This is a genomic window from Serratia sp. NA_112.1, from assembly GCF_052691715.1.
The window spans coordinates 764,224-784,256 of the sequence record NZ_JBQZFO010000001.1; the positions used below are offsets into that span (position 1 = coordinate 764,224).

Here is a 20,033-nt window from a genome sequence, read left to right on the forward strand (position 1 = left end):
GACCAGACGGGATACGTACTAGCCGGAAATCTTTCCATTGGTAAGCAGGGCATGGTATTCCACGCCCTGAACTGTGGCTACTGAGGGAACCACTTGTCGTTAATGGCTTTGTAGGTGCCGTCGGCCTTAATGGCGTCCAGCGCGCTGTTGAGCTTGGCCAGCAGCGCCTGATTGTCCGGACGTACCGCAATACCCAGACCGGTACCGAAGTATTGTGCATCGGTAACGTGTTCACCTACCGGAGCCAACTGAGGATTGTTCTTCAGCCACTCATTCACCACGGCGGTATCACCGAATACGCCGTCAATACGGCCATTTTTCAACTCGAGAATGGCGTTCTGATAGCTGTCGTAAGAGACGGTGCTAATCTCCGGATGCTTGTCCTGCATGTATTTCTGGTGGGTGGTGCCGTTCTCCATGCCGATCTTTTTCCCTTTCAGATCCGCCAGCGAGCTGAATTTACCTTTTTCGGCAATCACAATTGCCGAGTTGGCGTAATAGGGCTGAGTGAAGGCAACTTGCTTGCTGCGCTCTGGCGTGATGTCCATACCGGAGATTACCGCGTCGTATTTCTTGAATTTCAGCGCGGCGATCAGGCTGTCAAACGCCTGGTTGGTGAAGGTGCATTCGGCCTTCATTTGTTTGCACAGCGCGTTAGCCAGATCGATATCAAAGCCCACGATCTTGTTGTTGGCATCCAGCGACTCGAACGGCGGGTAGGTGGCGGAAGCGGCGAAACGAATGGTCTCGGCTGCGCTGGCGTTAAAGGTGATGCCTGCTAATACTGTGGCGGCCAGCAATAGTTTTTTCATGCTTAAAGCTCCTGTCTGCAAGTCTGCGTGTTTTTATCTCGTCACCGCTTGATTTTACTGACAATAACCCAGGGGTTTTGGCGGCTGTCGGTTGGTGTTAACCCTGCCACTTAATGAATTAATATGCAATATAAATGATTAAAAATTTGTTTCGGGTGTAAAAAAGCCCCACGCGATGGCAGGGCTTTGAGAGTATCGCTTGACTCAGTTGCGACGTTCAAACGCCAATGCACGGCGCTCGACCAAGCGCATCAGCAGCGTCAGCAAGCCGTTGACGCACAGATACACCAGTCCGGCAGCGCCAAACACCATCACGTCGTAGGTACGGCCATACATCAACTGGCTGTAGCCCATGACTTCCATCAGGGTGATGGTATAGGCCAGCGAGGTACTTTTGAACACCAGCACCACTTCGTTGGAGTAAGACGACAGCGCACGCTTGAAGGCAAACGGCAGCAGGATACGCAGCGACTGCGAACGCGACATGCCGAGGGCTTCACAAGATTGCCATTGGCCGGCCGGTATCGCCCGTACCGCCCCGTAAAACAGTTGGGTGGTATAGGCGGCACTGTTTAGCGCCAATGCGATCATCGCACACAGCCACGGCTGCGACAGCAAATTCCATAACCACGGATACTCGCGGATCGCCGGGAACTGACCGGGGCCGTAGTAGATCAGGAAGATCTGCACTAGCAGCGGCGTACCGGTGAACAGGGTGATATAGATTTTTACCAACGGCGTCAGGATCGGCGTTTTCAGCGTCAGGATCACCGTCAGCACCAGTGATAGCACCAGCGCCACGATCAGCGCGGTGATGGTCAGCGTCAGGCTGGTGTGCAGCCCTTTGATAATTTCCGGCAAGAACTCAAACATCAGGATGGCCCCCGCTCAAAACGCGTGGTGCGCAGTTCGATGCGTTTAATGATGTACTGGCTGAACAGGGTGACCACCAGATAAATCGCCGCCGCTATCACATACCAGGTAAAAGGCTCCTGGGTGCGGGTGGCAATGCTTTTGGTTTGCAGCATCAGATCGTTAACGCTGATCAGTGACACCAACGCGGTATCTTTCAGTAATACCAACCATTGGTTGCCAAGACCGGGTAGCGCGTGACGCCACATCTGCGGCATGATCAGGCGGAAGAAGATTGCCGCGGTGCTCATTCCCAGCGCCTGACCGGACTCCCATTGACCCTGTGGCACGGCCTTCAGCGCGCCACGCAGCGTTTGCGACGCATAGGCCGAGTAGAGCAGGGCAAGGGCAATAACGCCGCACAGGAACGGGCTGACTTCAAAGTTATCAATCGCCAGTTGGATCGGCAGTTGGAACAGGCCGAGGTTCAGGGTGAAGCCATCGGACAGCATCAACAACAGCTGCGATGAGCCGAAATAGATGAACAGCACCACCAGAATTTCCGGCAGGCCGCGCAACACAGTGACCCAGGCGGTGCCGAGCCAGCTAACCACTTTCCAGCGTGATGACTCCCAGACGGCAAACAGCATCGCCAGGATCAGCCCAAGGATAAGGGCACAAACGGCAAGGCCGACGGTCATCCCGGCGGCGCTTGCTAAAGGTTGAATTTCATTCATCAGAGTTGATTACTGCTGGAACCATTTTTTGTAGATGGTTTCGTAAGTCCCATCCTGTTTGATCTTGTCCAAAGCGGCGTTGAACTTGCCTTGCAGATCGGTATTTTTCTGGCGAACGGCAATGCCCAGGCCGGTACCGAAGTAGTCTTTATCGGTCACTTTGTCGCCCACGGCGGCCAGAACCGTATTCTGTTTCAGCCATTCGTTGACCACTGCAGTGTCGCCGAATACCGCATCAACGCGGCCATTTTTCAGATCCAGAATGGCGTTCTGATAGCTGTCGTAAGGCACGGTGGTGATTTCCGGGTGCTTATCGGTCAGGTATTTCTGATGGGTGGTGCCGTTCTGCACGCCCACTTTCTTGCCTTTCAGCGCGGCTACGTCAGCCACCTTGCCTTTTTGGGCTACAAACAGGGCTGAGTTATCGTAATACGGCTTGGTAAACAGCACCTGCTTTTCACGCTCCGGCGTGATGTCCATACCGGCCATCACCGCGTCGAAGCGCTTGAACTTCAGGCTCGGGATCAGGCTGTCAAAAGCCTGATTGGTGAAAGTACATTCGGCCTGGATCTCTTTACACAGCGCATTGGCCAGATCGACATCAAAGCCCTGGATCTTGTTGCTGGCGTCAATAAACTCAAATGGAGGATAAGAAGCTTCGGTAGCGAAACGGATGGTTTCGGCTGCAGAGGCGGAAACGCTGATGCTAGCCAGAACGGCGGCGATTATTAGTTTTTTCATCGCAAACTCCCCAAATTACAGCAAGTAAAATTGTTAGTGTGATAAGTAATTGGCAAACTCGGTGGTCTGTGGACTCTTGAAGTGGCTGGCATCGCCCTGTTCCACTACGTGGCCGTTTTCCATGTATACCACGCGGCTGGCGGTTTTGCGTGCCACTTCCACCTCGTGGGTTACGATCACCTGGGTGATCCCGGTGCCAGCCAATTCGCGAATGATGCTGACGATTTGGGCGGTGATCTCAGGGTCTAGCGCGGCGGTCGGTTCATCAAACAGCAATACCTGCGGTTCCATCATCAGCGCGCGGGCAATAGCCACACGTTGCTGTTGGCCGCCGGAAAGGTGCAGCGGGAAACGATCGGCAAAGTCGGTCAGACGCAGACGTTTGAGCAACTTGTCGGCACGCTCCATCGCCTGAGCCTTGGTCAGGCCCAGCACGCGGCAAGGCGCTTCGATCAGGTTTTGCACTACGGTGAGGTGAGGCCAGAGATTGTATTGCTGGAATACCATGCCGACATTCTGACGTAGCTCGCGAATGGCTTTTTCGCCCGGAGCCTGCTTAAAGTCGAATTGGTTACCGGCGATCTGCAGCTGGCCCGAACGCGGCATTTCCAACAGGTTTAATACCCGCAATAACGAGCTTTTCCCCGCGCCGCTTGGACCCAGCAGCACTAAGGTTTCCCCTGCTGGGCAATCCAGCGTGATGTCAAACAGCGCCTGATGTGCGCCGTAATAGCAGTTGATACCGTTAAGTTGAATGCTCATGCGCCAGAATTGAATAGATATTGATGCCGCGAATGTTAACTTCCACAGAATACTTATGCAATCTTTGTGCGTTAAAATTTATTACTGCGCGGCAGAATAGTAAAAGGATAGCACAAGATACCGCGAGTCAGGTTCGAAGGGGGGATTTGTCGTGCATGCTGTGAGGCAGGTAGCGAAATTTCTCAAATTGAACAAATATTGCGCGCAATCAAAGTCTTTATCTAACCACCGGAACCCAAGGGCACCGGTGGTTGAGTTGGCTTACTGGTTTTCCAATACCTGACGCAGCGTGCCGCTGGCGGCGTGCGGCGGTACGTTCAGATAGCGGATATCGTCCACGACCCAACAGGTGCCTTCGCGCACCATCAGCACTTCATCCTGCCAGTTGACTGCGCTGCCGCCATCCTTCTGGTAGCTTAGCTGAACGCGCAACGGGATATTTTTGGCATCGGTATTAGGAATGGTCGACGCGCTGGCGACGGTAGCGCTGGTCGGCCCCTGGGCATTGCCGGTAAACAGATCGCCGGTGACCTGATGTTTGCCAGGGTTCTGGTTAGCCGTCACCAGATCCTGGTACAGTACTTTACTCAGGTAAGGCTGCAATTGTGCCAGACGGTTGCTGTCCGGCAGGGCGGTTCCGGCACCTTGCTGCAGGCGCAGATCGTAAAATTTCTGTGCGACCGCATCCGGGCCGCCTTCCACACAACCGCCGGTACGGGTGCCGATATCCTTGAATGCCGGTTCAACGGTGGTGCAGGCACTCAGTAACAGCGCTAAGGGAAAAACAGCCGCAATCGTTTTTGTTTTCATCTCATTACCTTATGTGAAAGTCTCTACCATGAAGACCACTAGCCTACAGTATAAATGCGATTTCAGGCCTTGCATTCGTAGTGCGTGCCATTTCAAGACAGAACATAATGCTAAAACGATGGTCAGATTAATACCATGAATCAATCAAGCAAGGAGTTTTGATGCAGCTTTCAACCACCCCGACCCTGGAAGGGTTTACCATTACCGAATACTGCGGCGTTGTCACCGGCGAGGCTATTTTGGGTGCCAATATTTTCCGCGATTTCTTCGCAGGCGTGCGTGACATCGTCGGCGGCCGTTCCGGGGCTTATGAGAAAGAGCTGCGTAAAGCGCGTCTGATCGCCTTCAAGGAGCTGGAAGAGCAGGCACAAGAGTTGGGCGCCAACGCAGTGGTCGGTATTGATATCGACTACGAAACCGTGGGTAAAGACAGCAGCATGTTGATGGTCACCGTCAGCGGTACCGCAGTGAAAATCAGTCGTTAATCCTTTCCTCTGACGTCCCGGTTTTTGCCGGGGCGTCCTCTTATTATCCGGCTTTAGGTTCTTCAATTTTGACTGGGCGGTGTTCCTGCGGTTTGGCTACCGGATCAGGACGATGTTGCACCTGTTGAACTTGCTGTGGGTGGAACGGCTGCGGCGCGTTATGCGGCTTCAGGGTATTTGGCCGTTGTTGCATTTGCTGTGGGCGGAAAACGTTGGCCTCGGGTGCCGTATGGGCGATCGGTTTAGCCGTCGGTATATGGGCTGCCTGCTGAAGGTACCGCTACATGTGGTGTAGTGACTGCCCCTATATGGGTAAAGTTCGGGGCTGTCATTGGCTGACGGGCAACTGCCGTTGGTACCTCAATGGGGTATAGGCCGTCGCTGCAGGGGAGGACGTTGCGGACGCCGGGGTTGCCCCCATCGCGTTCGCCACGGTCTTTTGGTCACAGCCACTGAGCGGCAGCATGGCGAGGCAGATCAGCCATGTGAGGGAGTTTGGCTTGAACATGGTGACTCACTTTTTTCAGCACAGGTAATATTATGAAGCTACCATCTGCCATAGAGTCTGCCAGCGTAGAGCAACACTCACTTGCACATCTGGCCAGTCTGTCATCATTAATTGAATAAGTTGATTATTGGATGCAAGTTAATCAATCCGAGTTACAAATTGGCGTATTTAAACCGCAGGAGGGATTCGTGAAAATTTGGCCAGGGATATTTGCCGCAGCGCTGCTTGCAGGTTGCCAAAGCATGCCGCAGGACAGCCTCGTCGATCATGGTGGCTATCAGCTTGAAACTCTGCATCAGGCTCAGGGCACAGACCAGCGCATTCGTTTTCTGGTGATGCATTACACTGCCGAAGACTTCCATTCCTCATTGAAAACCCTGACGGATGAACACGTCAGCGCACATTATTTGTTGCCGGCGCATCCGCTGATGGCTCAGGGAAAACCGGTGGCATTCCAACTGGTGCCGGAAGCGCTGCGAGCATGGCATGCCGGAGCCAGTAGTTGGCGTGGCAGAACCAACCTCAATGACACCTCTATCGGTATTGAGATAGTTAATCGCGGGTTCAACCGCACGTTGCTGTTTACCCACTGGCAGCCTTATACGCCACAGCAAATTGCCCTGTTGATCCCACTGAGCCGCGATATTATCCAGCGCTACGGTATTTTGCCAACGGACGTGGTGGGGCACAGCGATATTGCGCCGCAGCGCAAGCAGGATCCAGGTCCGCTATTCCCCTGGCAACAGTTGGCGCAGGCGGGTATAGGTGCCTGGCCGGATGAGGATCAGGTGCAGAAATTCTTGGCCGGGCGGGATAAGTATGCCGAAGTGCCGCTGGCACCATTGATGGCCAAGCTGGCGAGTTACGGTTATGGCATGGATGCGCGCTGGGATGCCAGACAGCAAAAAAACGTGCTGGCGGCGTTTCAGATGCATTTCCGACCCAGCGATTATCGCGGTGAGCCGGATGCGGAGAGTGAGGCGATTGTCGACGCGCTGTTGCTGAAATATGGCGCTGCCCGTTAATTACAGACCGTGCAGCTTGCCGTGATCCTTCAGCCAGCGGGCGGTGCGCGAGATACCTTCATCCAGCGAAATAATGGGTCGATAGTCCAGTTCTTGCTGGGCGCGCGTGGTGTCCAGCGTCAGATCAAAATTAAGTTTGGCGACGCCATAGTGGGTCAGCACCGGCTCTTTTTCACTTTTGCTGCCGAGCTTTTCCATGCCGCGCGCCATCATGTCGAGCATCGGGTAGGGTACCGAGCGGATCCGACACTTCATGCCCAACTCGTCGATTAATTGCTGCACCACGCTGCGTAGCTGACGCGGCTGCTGATTGGTGATGTTATAGGCGCGGCCCGACGGGGTATTTTCTTTCTGGGTCGCCAGCCACATAGCGTGCACTGCGTTTTCCAGATAGGTCATGTCCACCAGCGCGGCACCGCCGCGTGGCAGCAGCAGGTTGCCATAACGTTTAATCATCTGTAACAGACGCGGCAGCATCACCTTGTCGTGCGGTCCGAATAACCCCTGAGGACGCAGGATGGTGAAGTGGGTCTGAGGATTGGACAGCGCCAACTGCTGGATCACTTGTTCACCGGCGGCTTTGCTGCGGGCAAACTCGTTGGCATAGCGTACAGGGCGGAAGTCTTCGGTAACGTTGCGATGGTGATGATAGTCGAAGTAAACCGCTGGCGAAGAGATATGGATAAACTGCGAAACGCCGTAGGCCGCCGCCCATTCGCCCAGGCGACGGGTAGCGCGCACGTTAGCCAGTTCAAAGGCTTCTTCGGTACCCCAGGGAGACGTGAAACTGGAGCAGTGCCACAGCACGTCCACATCGGCCAGCATGGCTTTGGCCTGCGATGAGATCAGATTGGTGAGATCGGCATGAATGAATTCCGCACCCATTTTTTCCAGCAGACTGCCCATCGCCTGGTTGCGACCGGTGGCGCGTACTTTGATGCCCTGACGGCGCAGATATTCAACGGCGTTACGGCCTAACCCACTGGTTGCACCGGTGACCAATACCTTCATAACGAACTCTATTCTCACCAAAAATCAGAATGCTGACGGCCTTCAGCGGCGCTCCAGCAAATAAGATGCCATTCTTCCGTTATTTCGTGCTCTATGCAATCGGAAAGGACCTAACCGCAGCAGCAAAGTGTGCGGTTGATCGACAAATGAGCACTATACTCGTCATCTTTCAAGCCGCAGCTAGGCGCCTAGCCGCAATTTGAAAGCTATAGGGTATGGTTAAGGCTGATTGCGCGGGTGTTCTTCAGCCAGCCTGGCGATACGCCGGGCCATACCGCGAAAAATAAACAGATGAGCGGGCATCATGGCGAACCAATACAGCAGCCCACTAAACCCGGCGGGGTGCCACCAGGCCCGTACATCCAGGGTCCGATGGTCGCCGTGATCTTTGATGGTGAAGGTCAGCCGACCCAGCCCAGGGGCTTTCATGCCGAATAGCAACGCCAGTTGTCGTTGTGGCTTGAGGGTGATCACCTTCCAGCCGTCGACGACGTCGCCAACCTCCAGCGTGTCGCGCTGTGGCCGGCCATAAACCACGCGATTGCCAATCATATCGTCCATACGTGCTCGGATCTGCCACAGGATATTGGCGTAAAAATAGCCCTCTTTGCCACCCAGTTGCTGCACCGTATGCCACAGAGCCTGGCTGGATGCCTGGGTTTCTATCGAGCAACCCGCCTGCTTCGGATAAAAACCATAGCCCGGCCGCCAGCGCGCCCGCGCTTCCGGGTCGTAACCCCAGTCGGCGGAATCGACCACCTCTTCTTCGCGTTGCAGGGTGGCCGTCACCGCCTGATCGAAGGTTTGCAGCTTTTGCGGGATCAGCGCCTGCAGCGGTTTACCGTCGGCGGGCAGATCGTGGTTCAATCCCTGGATCAGTGCGCTGGCAATAGACGTGGGCACTGAGGTGATCATGCTGATAAACCAGACCGAGATAAAACGGGTCGGTAGCGGGATCGGGATCAGCCAACGTTTTTTGCCGCTGATGGCGATAAAGCGTTCAAACATGGTTTGATAGCTGATGTATTCCGGGCCGGCGACGTCAAAAATGCGGCTTTCTTCCGCCGGATGTGACAGCAGATCGGCCAGATACACCAACAGGTTTTCCAACGCCACCGGTGACGATTTGGAACGTACCCAGCGCGGCGGCGTAAGCACCGGCAGGTTGTACACCATATCGCGCATGATTTCGAATGCGGCCGATCCTGGGCCGACAATAATACTGGCTCTTAGCTCGGTGACGGGAACACCACTCTGACGCAGGATCTCCCCGGTCAACTTGCGTGCCACCAGGTGTGGCGAGCTGTCGCCCTCGGGCTGCAATGCGCCGAGAAAAATCACCTGTTTGACGCTGGAATTGCGCAGCGTGTCACGAAGGTTTTCAGCGGCCTGGCGTTCCTTTTCAATAAAATCATCGCCGTCGCCCATACCGTGGATCAGATAATAAACCGCGTCGATCTCCCACAGTGCGGCGGTCAGGGTTTCCGGTCGGTAAACGTCGACATATTGGCAGTTAACCTGCGGCCAGTGTTGTTCCTGCAGCCATTCAATGCGACGTGCGGCGGCGGTAATGTGATGTCCCTGTTCGATCAGATGGGGGATCAGGTTTTGGCCAATATAGCCGCTGGCTCCAAGAACCAGTACGCGTTGAGCTGTCATTAGCGCCACCTTTGCGGTGAAAGTCTGTTTAGCATAGTCACAGGATGCCAAACTCGTGGTTTAAATGCACTTTTTGTATGGTTATGCGGGCATTGCATCCGCTTGCGGGGGACGTCACACTATCCGCCGTTTGTCTGCGCTAAGCCGGAAAATATGAAACTCAATGCTGTTTGTTATGCCCTGTTGGGGCTGGCGCTGATCGCCAGTTTGTTTTTCCTGCATCCGATCTGGATGTGGTGGCTGTTGGCTAACCTGCTGACGCTGGTGGTCTATGGTGCGGATAAGTTTGCTGCACGCAGAAGCTGGCAACGGGTGCCGGAAAGCACGCTGCTGGTGTTCGGGCTGGTGGGCGGTTGGGTAGGGGCGATAGTTGCGCAGCAGGTATTTCGCCATAAAACCCAGAAACAGCCGTTCAAAAGCGTTTTTATCGTCAGCGTGGTGCTGAACATTGTGGCGACGCTGGCGATTTGGTACTGGGTTTATGGCCGCTGGATACTTTGATTTACAGCAGTAACGGCAGGGTAGCGCTCGCCGTTTCCTGCACCGCCAGGCCGTAAGCGGGGCCATTACTCGTCCGCAGCAGATCACCCGTCGCTTCGTGGCCGCTCTCGGTAACTGATGTGAATCTCCCTGACGGTGATGTCAGGGAGATTCGGAACTCAGGCGTGCTGCCTGAGGAACTGCTGCCATAAATCGACCACTTGCTGCAAATCCTGACGGCTGACGTCAAGGTGGGTCAGAATGCGCGTCAGTGGCCCACTGCTGATCAGCACGCCGCGCTCACGCATCCAGGGACCCAGTTTGGCTGCCAGCTCTGGTGACTGGCGCAGGTACAATACGTTGGTTTGCGCGCCCGGTTCAACAATCTCAACGCCAATCTGTTGCAGTTGCTGCTCCAGCCATTTGGCATTGTCGTGATCCTCTCGCAGGCGTTCGACATTGTGCTCCAGCGCATAGAGACCGGCCGCGGCCAGAATACCGGCCTGGCGCAGGCCACCCCCGGTCATTTTACGCCAGCGCAGGGCCTGCTGGATAAAGGCTTCACTGCCGCACAGCAAGGAGCCCACCGGGGCGCCCAATCCTTTCGACAGGCAAATGGTGAAGGTGTCGCAGTACTGCACAATCTCTTTTAAGGGCAGGTTCAGCGCGACGGCGGCGTTAAAGATGCGTGCGCCGTCGATGTGCAACGCCAACTGATGTTCACGGCTGAACTGCCAGGCTTGCTGCAGGTATTCCAGCGGAAGCACGCGGCCACTGATGGTGTTTTCCAGGCTCAGTAGGCGAGTTTTGGCAAAGTGGATATCGTCGGGTTTGATGGCCGCCGCGACCTTATCGAGCGGCAGGGTGCCGTCCGGGTTAGCTTCAATCGGCTGTGGTTGGATGCTGCCGAGCACCGCCGCACCGCCGGCCTCGTATTTATAGTTATGCGCCTGCTGGCCGACAATATATTCGTCACCGCGCTGGCAATGGCTTAGCAACGCCACCAGGTTGGCCTGGGTACCGCTTGGCAAGAACAGCGCCGCCTCTTTACCGGACAGGCGGACCGCCTCTGCCTCCAGAGCGTTGACCGTAGGGTCATCGCCGTAAACATCATCACCCACTTCCGCCTGGGCCATGGCATCGCGCATAGCGGCGCTGGGGCGGGTCACGGTGTCACTGCGTAGATCGATAAGCATAAAAATTCCTTATCCCCTTCATCTTTCAAGCCGCAGCGTTGTTGGCTACACATGCTCACCCCAGTCACTGACTTGAGTCAGTGACTGGGGTGAGCATGCTTGTCGCCTAGCTGCAACTTGAAATCTATTGGGGATAGCTAATGTGAAAGAGAATGCGGTTTTCATCATAGCCAGATTTTCTGATGGCAACAGAGAAAAAATACCGGGAACAGCGATCGTTGAACCCGGGATGGGTCATTAACGCAGCCAGTTGGTTTTTGCCAGCTCGACCACTTCGTCACCGCGGCCATTGATAATGGCACGCAGCATATACAGGCTAAAGCCTTTGGCCTGCTCGAATTTGATCTGCGGCGGCATCGCCAGTTCCTGTTTGGCGGTGACGACGTCCAGCAGTGCCGGGCCGGGATGCGCCAGCATTTCCTGCAACGCACCATCCAACTCCGAAGCTTTCTCCACGCGAATGCCTTTGATGCCGGCAGCGTTGGCGATTGCCGCAAAATCAGGGTTGTGCAGATCGGTGCCGTCGGTCAGGTAGCCACCGGCCTTCATTTCCATCGCCACGAAGCCCAGCACGCTGTTGTTGAAGATCACAATCTTGACCGGCAGATTCAGTTGGGCCAGCGACAGGAAATCCCCCATTAGCATGGTGAAGCCGCCGTCGCCGCACATGGCGATCACCTGTTTGTCCGGTTCGGTTGCCTGTGCGCCAATCGCCTGTGGCATGGCGTTAGCCATCGAGCCATGGTTGAACGACCCGAGCAGACGACGTTTTCCGTTCATCTTCAAATAGCGTGCCGCCCAAACGGTGGGCGTACCGACATCGCAGGTGAAGATGGCGTCATCGCTGGCGTACTGGCTGAGCTGTTGCGCCAGATACTGCGGGTGAATTGGCTGATCATCATTGGCCGTCGCCAGGCCGTCGAGGTCCTTGCGCGCTGTGTGGTAGTGTTCCAGCGCCTTGTCGAGGAAGGTGCGGTCGCTTTTTGGTTCTATCTGCGGCAGCAGGGCGGTGAGGGTGGTATGGATATCACCCACCAGTGCCATATTGACCGGGCAGTGTGCGCCGATGCTGCCGGGGTTGATGTCAATCTGAATGATATTGGCATTGGTCGGATAGAAGGCGCGGTACGGGAACTGGGTACCGAGCAGCACCAGGGTGTCGGCGTTCATCATGGCGTGGTAGCCGGAAGAGAAACCTATCAGCCCGGTCATGCCGACGCTGTAGGGGTTATCCCATTCGATATGCTCTTTACCGCGCAGCGCATGAACCACCGGAGCCTGCAACAGTTCGGCCAACTTGACCACTTCGTCATGGGAGCCGGCGCAACCACTGCCGCACATCAGCGTAATGTTTTTCGCCTTGTTCAGGGTCTCCGCCAGCTTGTTCAGTTCGCTCATTGGCGGCTGCACCAGCGGCAGTGCCGGGGTGTGCCACACCATGCTGGCGTCTTCCGGTGCCATACGCAGCGCCACGTCGCCCGGCAGGACGATCACCGACACGCCGCGATTGAGGATCGCCTTGCGCATGGCGATTTCCAGTACCCGGGGCAACTGTTCCGGGTTAGAGACCAGTTCGCAGTAGTGGCTGCATTCGCGAAACAGCTCCTGTGGGTGAGTTTCCTGGAAATAGCCGCTGCCGATCTCGCTAGAGGGAATGTGTGCGGCAATTGCCAACACCGGCACATGGTTGCGGTGGCAGTCAAACAGGCCGTTAATCAGATGCAGGTTGCCGGGGCCACAGGAACCGGCACAGACCGCCAACTGGCCGGTTAACTGGGCTTCCGCTCCGGCGGCGAAGGCGGCGGCCTCTTCATGGCGGGTTCCCAGCCATTCGATGGTGCCCATACGGTGCAGGCTGTCGCTGAGACCGTTGAGCGAATCGCCGGTGACGCCCCAAATGCGTTTCACACCGGCCTGTTCCAGCGTTTTGGCGATCAGTGTGGCTATAGTTTGCTTCATAATTCCCCCAAGCGTTGTAAAGGTCCCCTCATCTTTCAAGCCACAGCGTTGTTAGCTGCACGTGTGCACCCCAGTCACTGACCTGAGTCAGCTCCTGGGGATACCCACGTTTGCCGTCTAGCTGTGACATGAAATCTATTGGGTATGACTTATCAATCTTTCTCAAGTAAACGCAGTAACACGGATGGAACCGGAAAAGTGTAGAAGGGGAAGGGAAGGCATGCTTGCCGATAAATGCCCCATCCTGACCGACGGGGCGCAAATTTCAGGCGAGGGTGACGTCACCTTGCAGTTGGCAACTGCAGGCCAGCACATAGCCCTGGGCGATTTCAGCCGGGGTCAGGGTCATGCTGCTGGTGGTGGTGTAGTCACCTTCGAGGATGCGGGTTTTGCATGATCCGCACACCCCGGCGCGACAGGCGGCGTTGACCGGCAGCGCGTGAGCTTCCATTGCCGCCAGTAGCGTGCTGCCGACTGGTACGTGAAACTCACGCAGAGGGTGGGCGGCGCGCAGTGTTAATCCTTCGCCCTGTTCGCCATCGGTGGTTGCCGGGGTATGGAACTGCTCTTTATGGAAACGGTCGGCCGGTACGCCAAGCTGCAGGCAAAGCTGTTCTGCCTGCGCCATATAGGGGGCAGGACCACAGGTCATCACGGTGCGCTCGCTGATATCCGGCGTCGTCTGGCGCAGCACTTCGGCACTGATTCGCCCTTTAAGATAACCCGGTTGAACATCCTGTTCGGCCATCAGCGTCAGTCGCAGTTGCGGGTGGCTGGCGCACAACTTGCGCCATTGCTCGGCAAAAAGGGTATCGGCGGGAGTGCGTACGTTAAAGATCACCGCGATATCACAGGTAGGGCGGTTCGCCACCAGCCAGCGACACATGGAGATAATAGGCGTAACGCCGCAACCGGCCGCCAGCATCAGGTAGCTGTTCGCCGGATGTTGTTCACAACTGAACTCGCCTTGCGCATCGGACAGCCACAGGGTGTTGCCGGGGTTGACTTCGCCGGTTAGCCAGAGTGAACCCGCGCCGTCCGGTAGGCAACGCACACTGATGCTGAGAAAACGACTCTGGCCGGGTGAGGAGGACAGCGTATAGGCGCGCAGAGTGTCTTCGCTATTACGGATACTGACCAGCGCAAACTGGCCGGGTTGATAAGGGTAAAAAACATCGCAGATCAGGTTGAGTGTCCAGACGTCGGCGGTTTCCTGCTGGATCGAATGCACCTGCATACGGTTGGGGCAAAGTGGACTGGGTTGGGTCATGGGGCACCTCAAAAGCAAAGGGGCCAACATCGGCAGCCCCGAGAAACAGCGGCATTAGCCGAGCAGGGCTTGCAGATCCTGATCAACGGTGGTGATCGGACGCATGCCGAATTTATCGTTCAGGATCGCCATCAGGTTGTCGGTCAGGAAGCCTGGCGCGGTCGGCCCGGTGACAATGTTTTTGACCCCCAATGACAGCAGCGTCAGCAGGATGACGATCGCTTTTTGCTCAAACCACGACAGCACCAGGCTCAGCGGCAGTTCGTTGACCGAGCAGCCGAGGGTATCGGCGAGTTTGACCGCCAGCATGATGGCGGAATAGGCGTCGTTACACTGACCGACGTCAAGCAGGCGTGGCAAGCCTTCCAAGGTACCGAAATCCAGCTTGTTGAAGCGGTATTTTCCGCAGGCTAGCGTCATTATTAGGCAGTCTTGCGGAACGCTGCGGGCGAAGTCGGTGAAATAGCTGCGCTCGTCGCGGCTACCGTCACAACCGCCGACCAAAAAGACGTGACGCAGTTTCTTTTGTGCTACCAGGTCGATCACCGTATCGGCGGCATTGAGCAGCGTTTGGCGGCCGAAGCCGACGGTGATCATATGTTCGATTTCGGTATAGGGGAAACCACTCATGCCCTGTGCCTGAGCGATCACTTGGCTGAAATCGTCCCCTTCCAGATGGTTGACGCCTGGCCAGCCGACGATGCTGCGCGTCCAGATACGATCGCCATAGTTACCGACATACGGATCGATAATGCAGTTAGATGTCATCAGGATCGGGCCGGGGAATTTGGCGAACTCGGTCTGCTGGTTCTGCCAGCCGCTGCCGTAGTTACCCACCAGATGTTTGAATCTTTTCAGTTCCGGGTAGCCGTGCGCCGGCAGCATTTCACCGTGGGTGTAAACGTTCACGCCCTGGCCCTCGGTTTGCTCCAGCAGTATGCGTAGATCTTTCAAATCATGACCGGAGATCAAAATTGCCTTGCCGGCCACCGGACGCACGTTCACCGCACTTGGCACCGGATCGCCGTAGGCCTGAGTTTCGCCGTGATCGAGGATCGCCATCACGTTGAAGTTCATTTTGCCGATGCCCATGGCGTTGTTCAGTAGGGTATCTACGTCATGTGGCTGAGTGCCGAGCCAGGCCATAAAGGCGTGGTAGTCGGCGTAGATTTGGTCATTGGACTGACCCAGCACGTGGGCGTGTTCCATATAGGCAGCAGCACCTTTCAGGCCGTACAGGCACAGCATGCGCAGGCCGTGCACGTCGTCGCCGACCTCGGCCTTATCGGTATTCAGGGCAAACTGTGCGGCCTGCTGTAGCAGCGAAGGCATATCATCGCCGGCCAACTGCAGACTGGCCAATGGGTGTTCGACATGGACACTGGCATCCAGCAGACGGCAGCGGGTGGCCAGGGATTCGCGCAGGGCGATGGTTTCACGTGCGTAACCGATGATGCGATCTGAATCGAAGTTGACGTTGGTCAGGGTAGAGAAGAAAGCTCGCGGGGCAAAGCTGTCGATATCATGAGCGACGATCCCGAGCGCCCGGGCTTGCAGCGCCCAGGCGGAAAGCCCCTGTAACGCCGCGACCAACAGATCCTGCAGGTCGGAGGTTTCCGCCGTTTTGCCGCACATACCCTGGGTATAAGAGCAGCCGTTGCCTGCCGGGGTACGGATGGTTTGTTCACATTGCACACAAAACATAATCGCTTCCTTTTTAAAGTTGCATTTATGATGCCTGTTTATGAGCATAGATCGGCAACCGGGGCTTAAAAAGGCTTTTATGATGCTACCAAGGGCAAGTTTGATTTATCGCAATTTTACCGTGCGGATGGGAATTATTACGCTTTCCGGGGGGGCTCCCCCGGAGAGAGATCAAGAGAATAGGGCGATCAGTACCGGTGCCAGCAGACTGAGCAGAAAGCCATGCACGATGGCTGGTGGCACTATCTCCATCCCGCCGCTGCGTTGCAGCACCGGCAGGGTAAAGTCCATGGAGGTGGCACCGCATAGACCCAGTGCCGAGGAGCGGCTACGACGTACCAGAGTGGGGATCAGCACTATGGCGACCAGTTCACGTGCCAGATCGTTAAAGAAGGCCGCGCTGCCCAACACCGGGCCATAGGCGTCGGTGATTAAAATGCCGGAAAGCGAATACCAGCCAAAACCAGACGCCATCGCCAGCCCGGCCTTAATCGGCAACCCCAGCAGTTGCGCCGCCAGCGCACCGCCGGCCAGTGAACTGACCACCACCACCACGGCCACTATCATGCCGCGTCGGTTGAGCACGATTTGGCGCAGCGTCATGCCGCTGTTGCGCAGTTGAATGCCCACCAGCAGCAACAGGAAGATCAAGGCGTATTCGCTGCCTTTGTTGGCAAACTGCAGCCATTGCCACTGCGTCAGGCCGAGCAGGAAGCCGCCGAGCACCACACCGCACAGCTTGAGCGATTCGAGTGCCATATGCAGGCGTGAGGGCAGCTTTTCCTGTTTATGGCTGTTGTGCCACGGCATTTTTCGTTCCAGCAGCGCCAGCATCAGCAAACTGGCGACAAGAATGCACAGGAAGAACACCGAGGCATACTGGAAAATCAGCACCAGGTTGCTGCTCAAATCCTCCAGAAACGCCAGGCTGATACCCATGAAAAACAGGATCACGTAGACCATCCAGCTCAGCAGGCGGTTGATGGTTTGCAGGAACGTCCGGCTACGTAGCGCAATGAGGTAACCGGCAATCAGCGGTAACAGAATAATCAGCAGTCCTGAATACATGGTGAAGCTTGCGTCCTTTTTTCTGAGGGCGGCGCCTGGATGAGCGGCGAGGCCCCACACGCTAACCAAAACCACGTCCGGAGTAAAGCGACAGATTTGATGTTGTCCGCTTGACCTGCAAGGGGTTTTTTGACCATGCTCTGAGGAGGTCGCCCCATAAGGACGGTGACCGCGCGCACGGGAGGCGACAGATGTTCTTAGAGCGAATCGAGATTGTAGGTTTCCGCGGCATTAACCGGCTGTCACTGATGCTGGACGACAACACGCTGCTGCTCGGCGAAAATGCCTGGGGTAAATCCAGCCTGCTTGACGCGCTGACCCTGCTGCTGGCACCGGAAGCCAAGCTGTACCGTTTTGAAGCGCACGACTTCCATTTCCCGCCCGGTGAGGAAGAGGCCAAAGATCGGCATCTGCAGGTGGTATTTACCTTCTGCGAGAAAGATATCGGCCATGCTCATCTGCCGCGTTACCGCCATCTATCGCCGCTGTGGGTCAAGGGCGGGGATAACCTGAACCGCATTTATTATCGTTGCGAAGGTGAACTGGCCGATGACGGCACGGTTTGCACCTGGCGCGGTTTCCTGGATGCCGACGGTAACCCGATGCAGTTGCACCATATTGAGCAACTGGCACACGCCATTATCCGTATCCACCCGGTACTGCGCCTGCGCGATGCGCGTTTTATCCGCCGCCTGCGGCCCAGCACGTTGAATGATGAACACCCGGCCGATAATAAGGCACTGGCCCAGCAGTTGGATCAACTGACGCGTGAGCTGGTGCGCAACCCACAAAAGCTGACCAATGCCGAGCTGCGTCAGGGGCTGGCGGCTATGCAGCAACTGTTGGAACACTACTTTGCCGAGCAGGGATCACAGTTGACACGGCCACGCCGACAACGCCTGGATCAAGATCAGGATCAACAGGCATGGCGCTCGCTGGACAGCATCAACCGTATGGTGGCCGAACCCAATAGTCGCAGTATGCGTCTTATTCTTCTGGGCATGTTTTCTACGCTGTTACAGGCCAAGGGCAGCGTCAAACTGGATCCGCACGCCCGGCCGCTGCTGCTGGTGGAGGACCCGGAAACGCGCCTGCATCCGATCATGCTTTCGGTGGCCTGGGGGCTGCTTAACCAACTGCCGCTGCAACGCATCACCACCACCAACTCCAGCGAACTGGTCTCCCTGGTGCCGGTTGAGCATGTTTGTCGGTTGGTGCGTGAGTCGGGACGGGTGGCCACTTATCGCCTTGGGCCGCGCGGGTTGGGGCCGGAAGATGGGCGGCGCATTTCTTTTCATATTCGTTTTAATCGACCGTCGTCATTGTTTGCCCGCTGTTGGCTGCTGGTAGAAGGCGAAACCGAAGTCTGGCTGCTCAACGAGCTGGCGCGCCAGTGCGGTTATCATTTTGAGGCGGAAGGGGTGCGGGTGATCGAATTCGCCCAGTGCGGCCTGAAGCCGCTGCTGAGGTTCGCCCGGCGTATGGGCATTGAGTGGCATGCGTTGGTGGATGGCGATGAGGCAGGGCGAAAATATGCCGGCACCGTCCGCGGCATGCTGGATAACCATGAGGATAACGAGCGCGACCGGCTGACCGCGTTACCTGCGCCGGATATGGAACACTTTATGTTCCGTGAAGGTTTCAGCCCGGTCTATTACCGGGTCGCCTCCGTGCCAAGCAATGCTCAGATGCCGGTCCGCAAGGTGATCCTCAAGGCAGTGCATCGCTCTTCAAAGCCCGACCTGGCCATTGAGGTGGCGATGCAAGCGGGCGAGTGGGGTACGGACTCGGTGCCACCATTGCTGAAAAAAATGTTCTCACGCGTGATCTGGCTGGCGCGTGGCCGGGCCGACTAGGCCCCTGCAAAACAGGGCTGGGTGCTGAAGTGCTCGGCCATCCCTTGTTCCAACTGGTCCAGCAATTGATAACGACGGCGGTATTCTGCACGTTTTTTGCTGGCCACCTCATCGATCGGTTTACGGGCGATCTGTTCCGGCAGCAGGAAATAGCCGCTTTCCAGCATTTTGCCGCCCATTGATGTCCAGAATTGATCGTAATCGGCATGCAGCTGATCTTTCTTTTTACTGTGATAACGCCAGTTTTGATAGATATGGGTCGCGTTGCCGACCGCTATAATTTGCTGAATGCCCAAATGGCACGCCAGAGTACAAATCCCTTCCAGCGCCAGGCGTTTCGGGAACAGACCGTGGCACTCTTTGGTGGCCTGCTGGATTTCTGCATGCGGTACCTGCTGATTGGCACCTTGTATCCCCCCGATAAACAGCGTCGGTCGCTGCTGATAGTGCACCAGGGCGAAGGTAATTTCGGCCAGCATGATGCCGTTGGCGTTACGCAGCAGCAGGGTGGCTTCCCCTTCCTTATTCAGGTGATCTATGGACGCCAGTTCCAGTGTAACCATTTCGCCGCTCTTGCCGCTGGCTTTGGCCAGTACAAAGGTTTTGTTCAGATGACCGAGCAGCATTTTCATCGGCATACGTTGCTTGCTGAGAGCGTAATGATCGCGCAGGGCGAGCAGGCTCTCGATTTTGCTCATATTCGCTGCCAAATATGGGCGATGCAGTTTGCATGGCAGATTGGGTTGCGCTTTCAGTATTTCATCCAGTAAAGGGTTGGATGCCAGGGTGTTGAGCAAGGCACTGGTGGTCGGCCAGCGAAATAATGAGCGGCCGATAAACTTCAGGCGGAATGATGTTTTCTTCCAGGCTTTGCTGGGTGCCTTGTCGCCAGTGGCCAGCGCTGCCATCAATTGCCAGCCGTTAAGCGGGCGTGCAGATACGAGTGGATAGCTGAGTTGAGACATGATGAAATCCTTGGCTGTGTTGAATGGTGCTATTTCACCAAGCCTTCACTAAACGGGAGTTCAATGCAGAATGTAACCAAGGGTGTCTCCACATTGTGTTGAACCAAGGTTTAGTTATTCGTCATCGTGCGTG

General features: G+C 56.1%; 19 protein-coding genes. 5 read left to right on the forward strand and 14 right to left on the reverse strand.

What is annotated here, in order from left to right:
• Positions 1–77 precede the first annotated feature (77 nt).
• The 6 genes from artJ (ACUTQ5_RS03735) to ACUTQ5_RS03760 all read right to left on the reverse strand — a co-directional run bounded on the left by artJ (ACUTQ5_RS03735) (position 78) and on the right by ACUTQ5_RS03760 (position 4,714).
• On the reverse strand, positions 78–812 hold the full coding sequence (artJ, locus tag ACUTQ5_RS03735; RefSeq protein ID WP_445650140.1) for an arginine ABC transporter substrate-binding protein: 735 nt from the start codon (positions 810–812) through the stop codon (positions 78–80).
• Between the two features lie 204 nt (positions 813–1,016).
• Entirely contained in the window at positions 1,017–1,685 is a 669-nt protein-coding gene (gene artM / locus ACUTQ5_RS03740; protein ID WP_012006086.1) for an arginine ABC transporter permease ArtM, read from the reverse strand.
• On the reverse strand, positions 1,685–2,401 hold the full coding sequence (artQ, locus tag ACUTQ5_RS03745; protein WP_445650141.1) for an arginine ABC transporter permease ArtQ: 717 nt from the start codon (positions 2,399–2,401) through the stop codon (positions 1,685–1,687). The genes artM and artQ overlap by 1 nt, the downstream gene beginning before the upstream one ends.
• A gap of 9 nt (positions 2,402–2,410) precedes the next feature.
• Entirely contained in the window at positions 2,411–3,142 is a 732-nt protein-coding gene (gene artJ, locus ACUTQ5_RS03750; RefSeq protein ID WP_445650142.1) for an arginine ABC transporter substrate-binding protein, read from the reverse strand.
• A gap of 33 nt (positions 3,143–3,175) precedes the next feature.
• Positions 3,176–3,904, reverse strand: coding sequence for an arginine ABC transporter ATP-binding protein ArtP (artP, locus tag ACUTQ5_RS03755; protein WP_017892236.1), 729 nt, complete (start codon positions 3,902–3,904; stop codon positions 3,176–3,178).
• Between the two features lie 261 nt (positions 3,905–4,165).
• On the reverse strand, positions 4,166–4,714 hold the full coding sequence (locus ACUTQ5_RS03760) for a lipoprotein (protein WP_445650143.1): 549 nt from the start codon (positions 4,712–4,714) through the stop codon (positions 4,166–4,168).
• A gap of 161 nt (positions 4,715–4,875) precedes the next feature.
• Between ACUTQ5_RS03760 and ACUTQ5_RS03765 the strand changes: the two genes are divergently transcribed.
• From ACUTQ5_RS03765 to ACUTQ5_RS03775, 3 genes are all read left to right on the forward strand, one after another.
• Positions 4,876–5,199 carry a heavy metal-binding domain-containing protein gene (locus ACUTQ5_RS03765; protein WP_209632527.1) on the forward strand — a complete coding sequence of 108 codons (324 nt, stop codon included), beginning with the start codon at positions 4,876–4,878 and terminating at the stop codon, positions 5,197–5,199.
• 112 nt (positions 5,200–5,311) lie between these two features.
• Positions 5,312–5,494: a hypothetical protein gene (locus tag ACUTQ5_RS03770; RefSeq protein ID WP_445650144.1), complete on the forward strand. Its 183-nt coding sequence runs from the start codon at positions 5,312–5,314 to the stop codon at positions 5,492–5,494.
• A 401-nt stretch (positions 5,495–5,895) separates the two neighbouring features.
• Positions 5,896–6,732: an N-acetylmuramoyl-L-alanine amidase gene (locus ACUTQ5_RS03775; RefSeq protein ID WP_445650145.1), complete on the forward strand. Its 837-nt coding sequence runs from the start codon at positions 5,896–5,898 to the stop codon at positions 6,730–6,732.
• On the opposite strand, the gene ACUTQ5_RS03780 is transcribed toward ACUTQ5_RS03775, so the two are convergent.
• Together ACUTQ5_RS03780 and ACUTQ5_RS03785 are read right to left on the reverse strand one after the other, a co-directional pair.
• Positions 6,733–7,743 (reverse strand): NAD-dependent epimerase/dehydratase family protein, encoded by a 1,011-nt coding sequence (locus tag ACUTQ5_RS03780; RefSeq protein WP_012006093.1) that lies wholly within the window; start codon positions 7,741–7,743, stop codon positions 6,733–6,735.
• Between the two features lie 219 nt (positions 7,744–7,962).
• Entirely contained in the window at positions 7,963–9,402 is a 1,440-nt protein-coding gene (locus ACUTQ5_RS03785; protein WP_445650146.1) for a DUF2867 domain-containing protein, read from the reverse strand.
• Positions 9,403–9,555: 153 nt separating this feature from the next.
• Between ACUTQ5_RS03785 and ACUTQ5_RS03790 the strand changes: the two genes are divergently transcribed.
• Positions 9,556–9,903, forward strand: a complete 348-nt coding sequence (locus ACUTQ5_RS03790; protein WP_445650147.1) for a DUF1294 domain-containing protein — start codon at positions 9,556–9,558, stop codon at positions 9,901–9,903.
• A 158-nt stretch (positions 9,904–10,061) separates the two neighbouring features.
• Here the strand turns inward: ACUTQ5_RS03790 and ltaE are convergent, their stop codons facing one another.
• From ltaE to ACUTQ5_RS03815, 5 genes are all read right to left on the reverse strand, one after another.
• Positions 10,062–11,078: a low-specificity L-threonine aldolase gene (gene ltaE / locus ACUTQ5_RS03795; protein WP_445650148.1), complete on the reverse strand. Its 1,017-nt coding sequence runs from the start codon at positions 11,076–11,078 to the stop codon at positions 10,062–10,064.
• Positions 11,079–11,315: 237 nt separating this feature from the next.
• Positions 11,316–13,037: a ubiquinone-dependent pyruvate dehydrogenase gene (poxB, locus tag ACUTQ5_RS03800; RefSeq protein ID WP_445650149.1), complete on the reverse strand. Its 1,722-nt coding sequence runs from the start codon at positions 13,035–13,037 to the stop codon at positions 11,316–11,318.
• 265 nt (positions 13,038–13,302) lie between these two features.
• Positions 13,303–14,307, reverse strand: a complete 1,005-nt coding sequence (gene hcr, locus ACUTQ5_RS03805; protein ID WP_445650150.1) for an NADH oxidoreductase — start codon at positions 14,305–14,307, stop codon at positions 13,303–13,305.
• Positions 14,308–14,361: 54 nt separating this feature from the next.
• A complete protein-coding gene (gene hcp / locus ACUTQ5_RS03810; RefSeq protein ID WP_445650151.1) occupies positions 14,362–16,011 on the reverse strand; it encodes a hydroxylamine reductase in 1,650 nt (549 codons plus the stop codon).
• A gap of 171 nt (positions 16,012–16,182) precedes the next feature.
• The gene (locus ACUTQ5_RS03815; protein WP_445650152.1) at positions 16,183–17,079 is read right to left on the reverse strand and encodes a lysine exporter LysO family protein; all 897 of its coding nucleotides are present in this window, start codon (positions 17,077–17,079) and stop codon (positions 16,183–16,185) included.
• Positions 17,080–17,270: 191 nt separating this feature from the next.
• On the opposite strand from ACUTQ5_RS03815, the gene ACUTQ5_RS03820 reads away from it, so the two are divergent.
• A complete protein-coding gene (locus tag ACUTQ5_RS03820) occupies positions 17,271–18,935 on the forward strand; it encodes an ATP-dependent endonuclease (protein ID WP_445650153.1) in 1,665 nt (554 codons plus the stop codon).
• Here the strand turns inward: ACUTQ5_RS03820 and ACUTQ5_RS03825 are convergent.
• Positions 18,932–19,900, reverse strand: coding sequence for a VirK/YbjX family protein (locus ACUTQ5_RS03825; protein ID WP_445650154.1), 969 nt, complete (start codon positions 19,898–19,900; stop codon positions 18,932–18,934). The two genes, ACUTQ5_RS03820 and ACUTQ5_RS03825, sit on opposite strands and share 4 nt — an antisense overlap.
• Between the last annotated feature and the right edge of the window lie 133 nt (positions 19,901–20,033).

Coding starts and splice junctions, on each gene's coding strand:
- artJ (WP_445650140.1), bottom strand. CDS start 812: ATGAAAAAACTATTGCTGGCCGCCACAGTATTAGCAGGCATCACCTTT.
- artM (WP_012006086.1), bottom strand. CDS start 1,685: ATGTTTGAGTTCTTGCCGGAAATTATCAAAGGGCTGCACACCAGCCTG.
- artQ (WP_445650141.1), bottom strand. CDS start 2,401: ATGAATGAAATTCAACCTTTAGCAAGCGCCGCCGGGATGACCGTCGGC.
- artJ (WP_445650142.1), bottom strand. CDS start 3,142: ATGAAAAAACTAATAATCGCCGCCGTTCTGGCTAGCATCAGCGTTTCC.
- artP (WP_017892236.1), bottom strand. CDS start 3,904: ATGAGCATTCAACTTAACGGTATCAACTGCTATTACGGCGCACATCAG.
- ACUTQ5_RS03760 (WP_445650143.1), bottom strand. CDS start 4,714: ATGAAAACAAAAACGATTGCGGCTGTTTTTCCCTTAGCGCTGTTACTG.
- ACUTQ5_RS03765 (WP_209632527.1), top strand. CDS start 4,876: ATGCAGCTTTCAACCACCCCGACCCTGGAAGGGTTTACCATTACCGAA.
- ACUTQ5_RS03770 (WP_445650144.1), top strand. CDS start 5,312: ATGTTGCACCTGTTGAACTTGCTGTGGGTGGAACGGCTGCGGCGCGTT.
- ACUTQ5_RS03780 (WP_012006093.1), bottom strand. CDS start 7,743: ATGAAGGTATTGGTCACCGGTGCAACCAGTGGGTTAGGCCGTAACGCC.
- ACUTQ5_RS03785 (WP_445650146.1), bottom strand. CDS start 9,402: ATGACAGCTCAACGCGTACTGGTTCTTGGAGCCAGCGGCTATATTGGC.
- ACUTQ5_RS03790 (WP_445650147.1), top strand. CDS start 9,556: ATGAAACTCAATGCTGTTTGTTATGCCCTGTTGGGGCTGGCGCTGATC.
- ltaE (WP_445650148.1), bottom strand. CDS start 11,078: ATGCTTATCGATCTACGCAGTGACACCGTGACCCGCCCCAGCGCCGCT.
- poxB (WP_445650149.1), bottom strand. CDS start 13,037: ATGAAGCAAACTATAGCCACACTGATCGCCAAAACGCTGGAACAGGCC.
- hcr (WP_445650150.1), bottom strand. CDS start 14,307: ATGACCCAACCCAGTCCACTTTGCCCCAACCGTATGCAGGTGCATTCG.
- hcp (WP_445650151.1), bottom strand. CDS start 16,011: ATGTTTTGTGTGCAATGTGAACAAACCATCCGTACCCCGGCAGGCAAC.
- ACUTQ5_RS03815 (WP_445650152.1), bottom strand. CDS start 17,079: ATGTATTCAGGACTGCTGATTATTCTGTTACCGCTGATTGCCGGTTAC.
- ACUTQ5_RS03820 (WP_445650153.1), top strand. CDS start 17,271: ATGTTCTTAGAGCGAATCGAGATTGTAGGTTTCCGCGGCATTAACCGG.
- ACUTQ5_RS03825 (WP_445650154.1), bottom strand. CDS start 19,900: ATGTCTCAACTCAGCTATCCACTCGTATCTGCACGCCCGCTTAACGGC.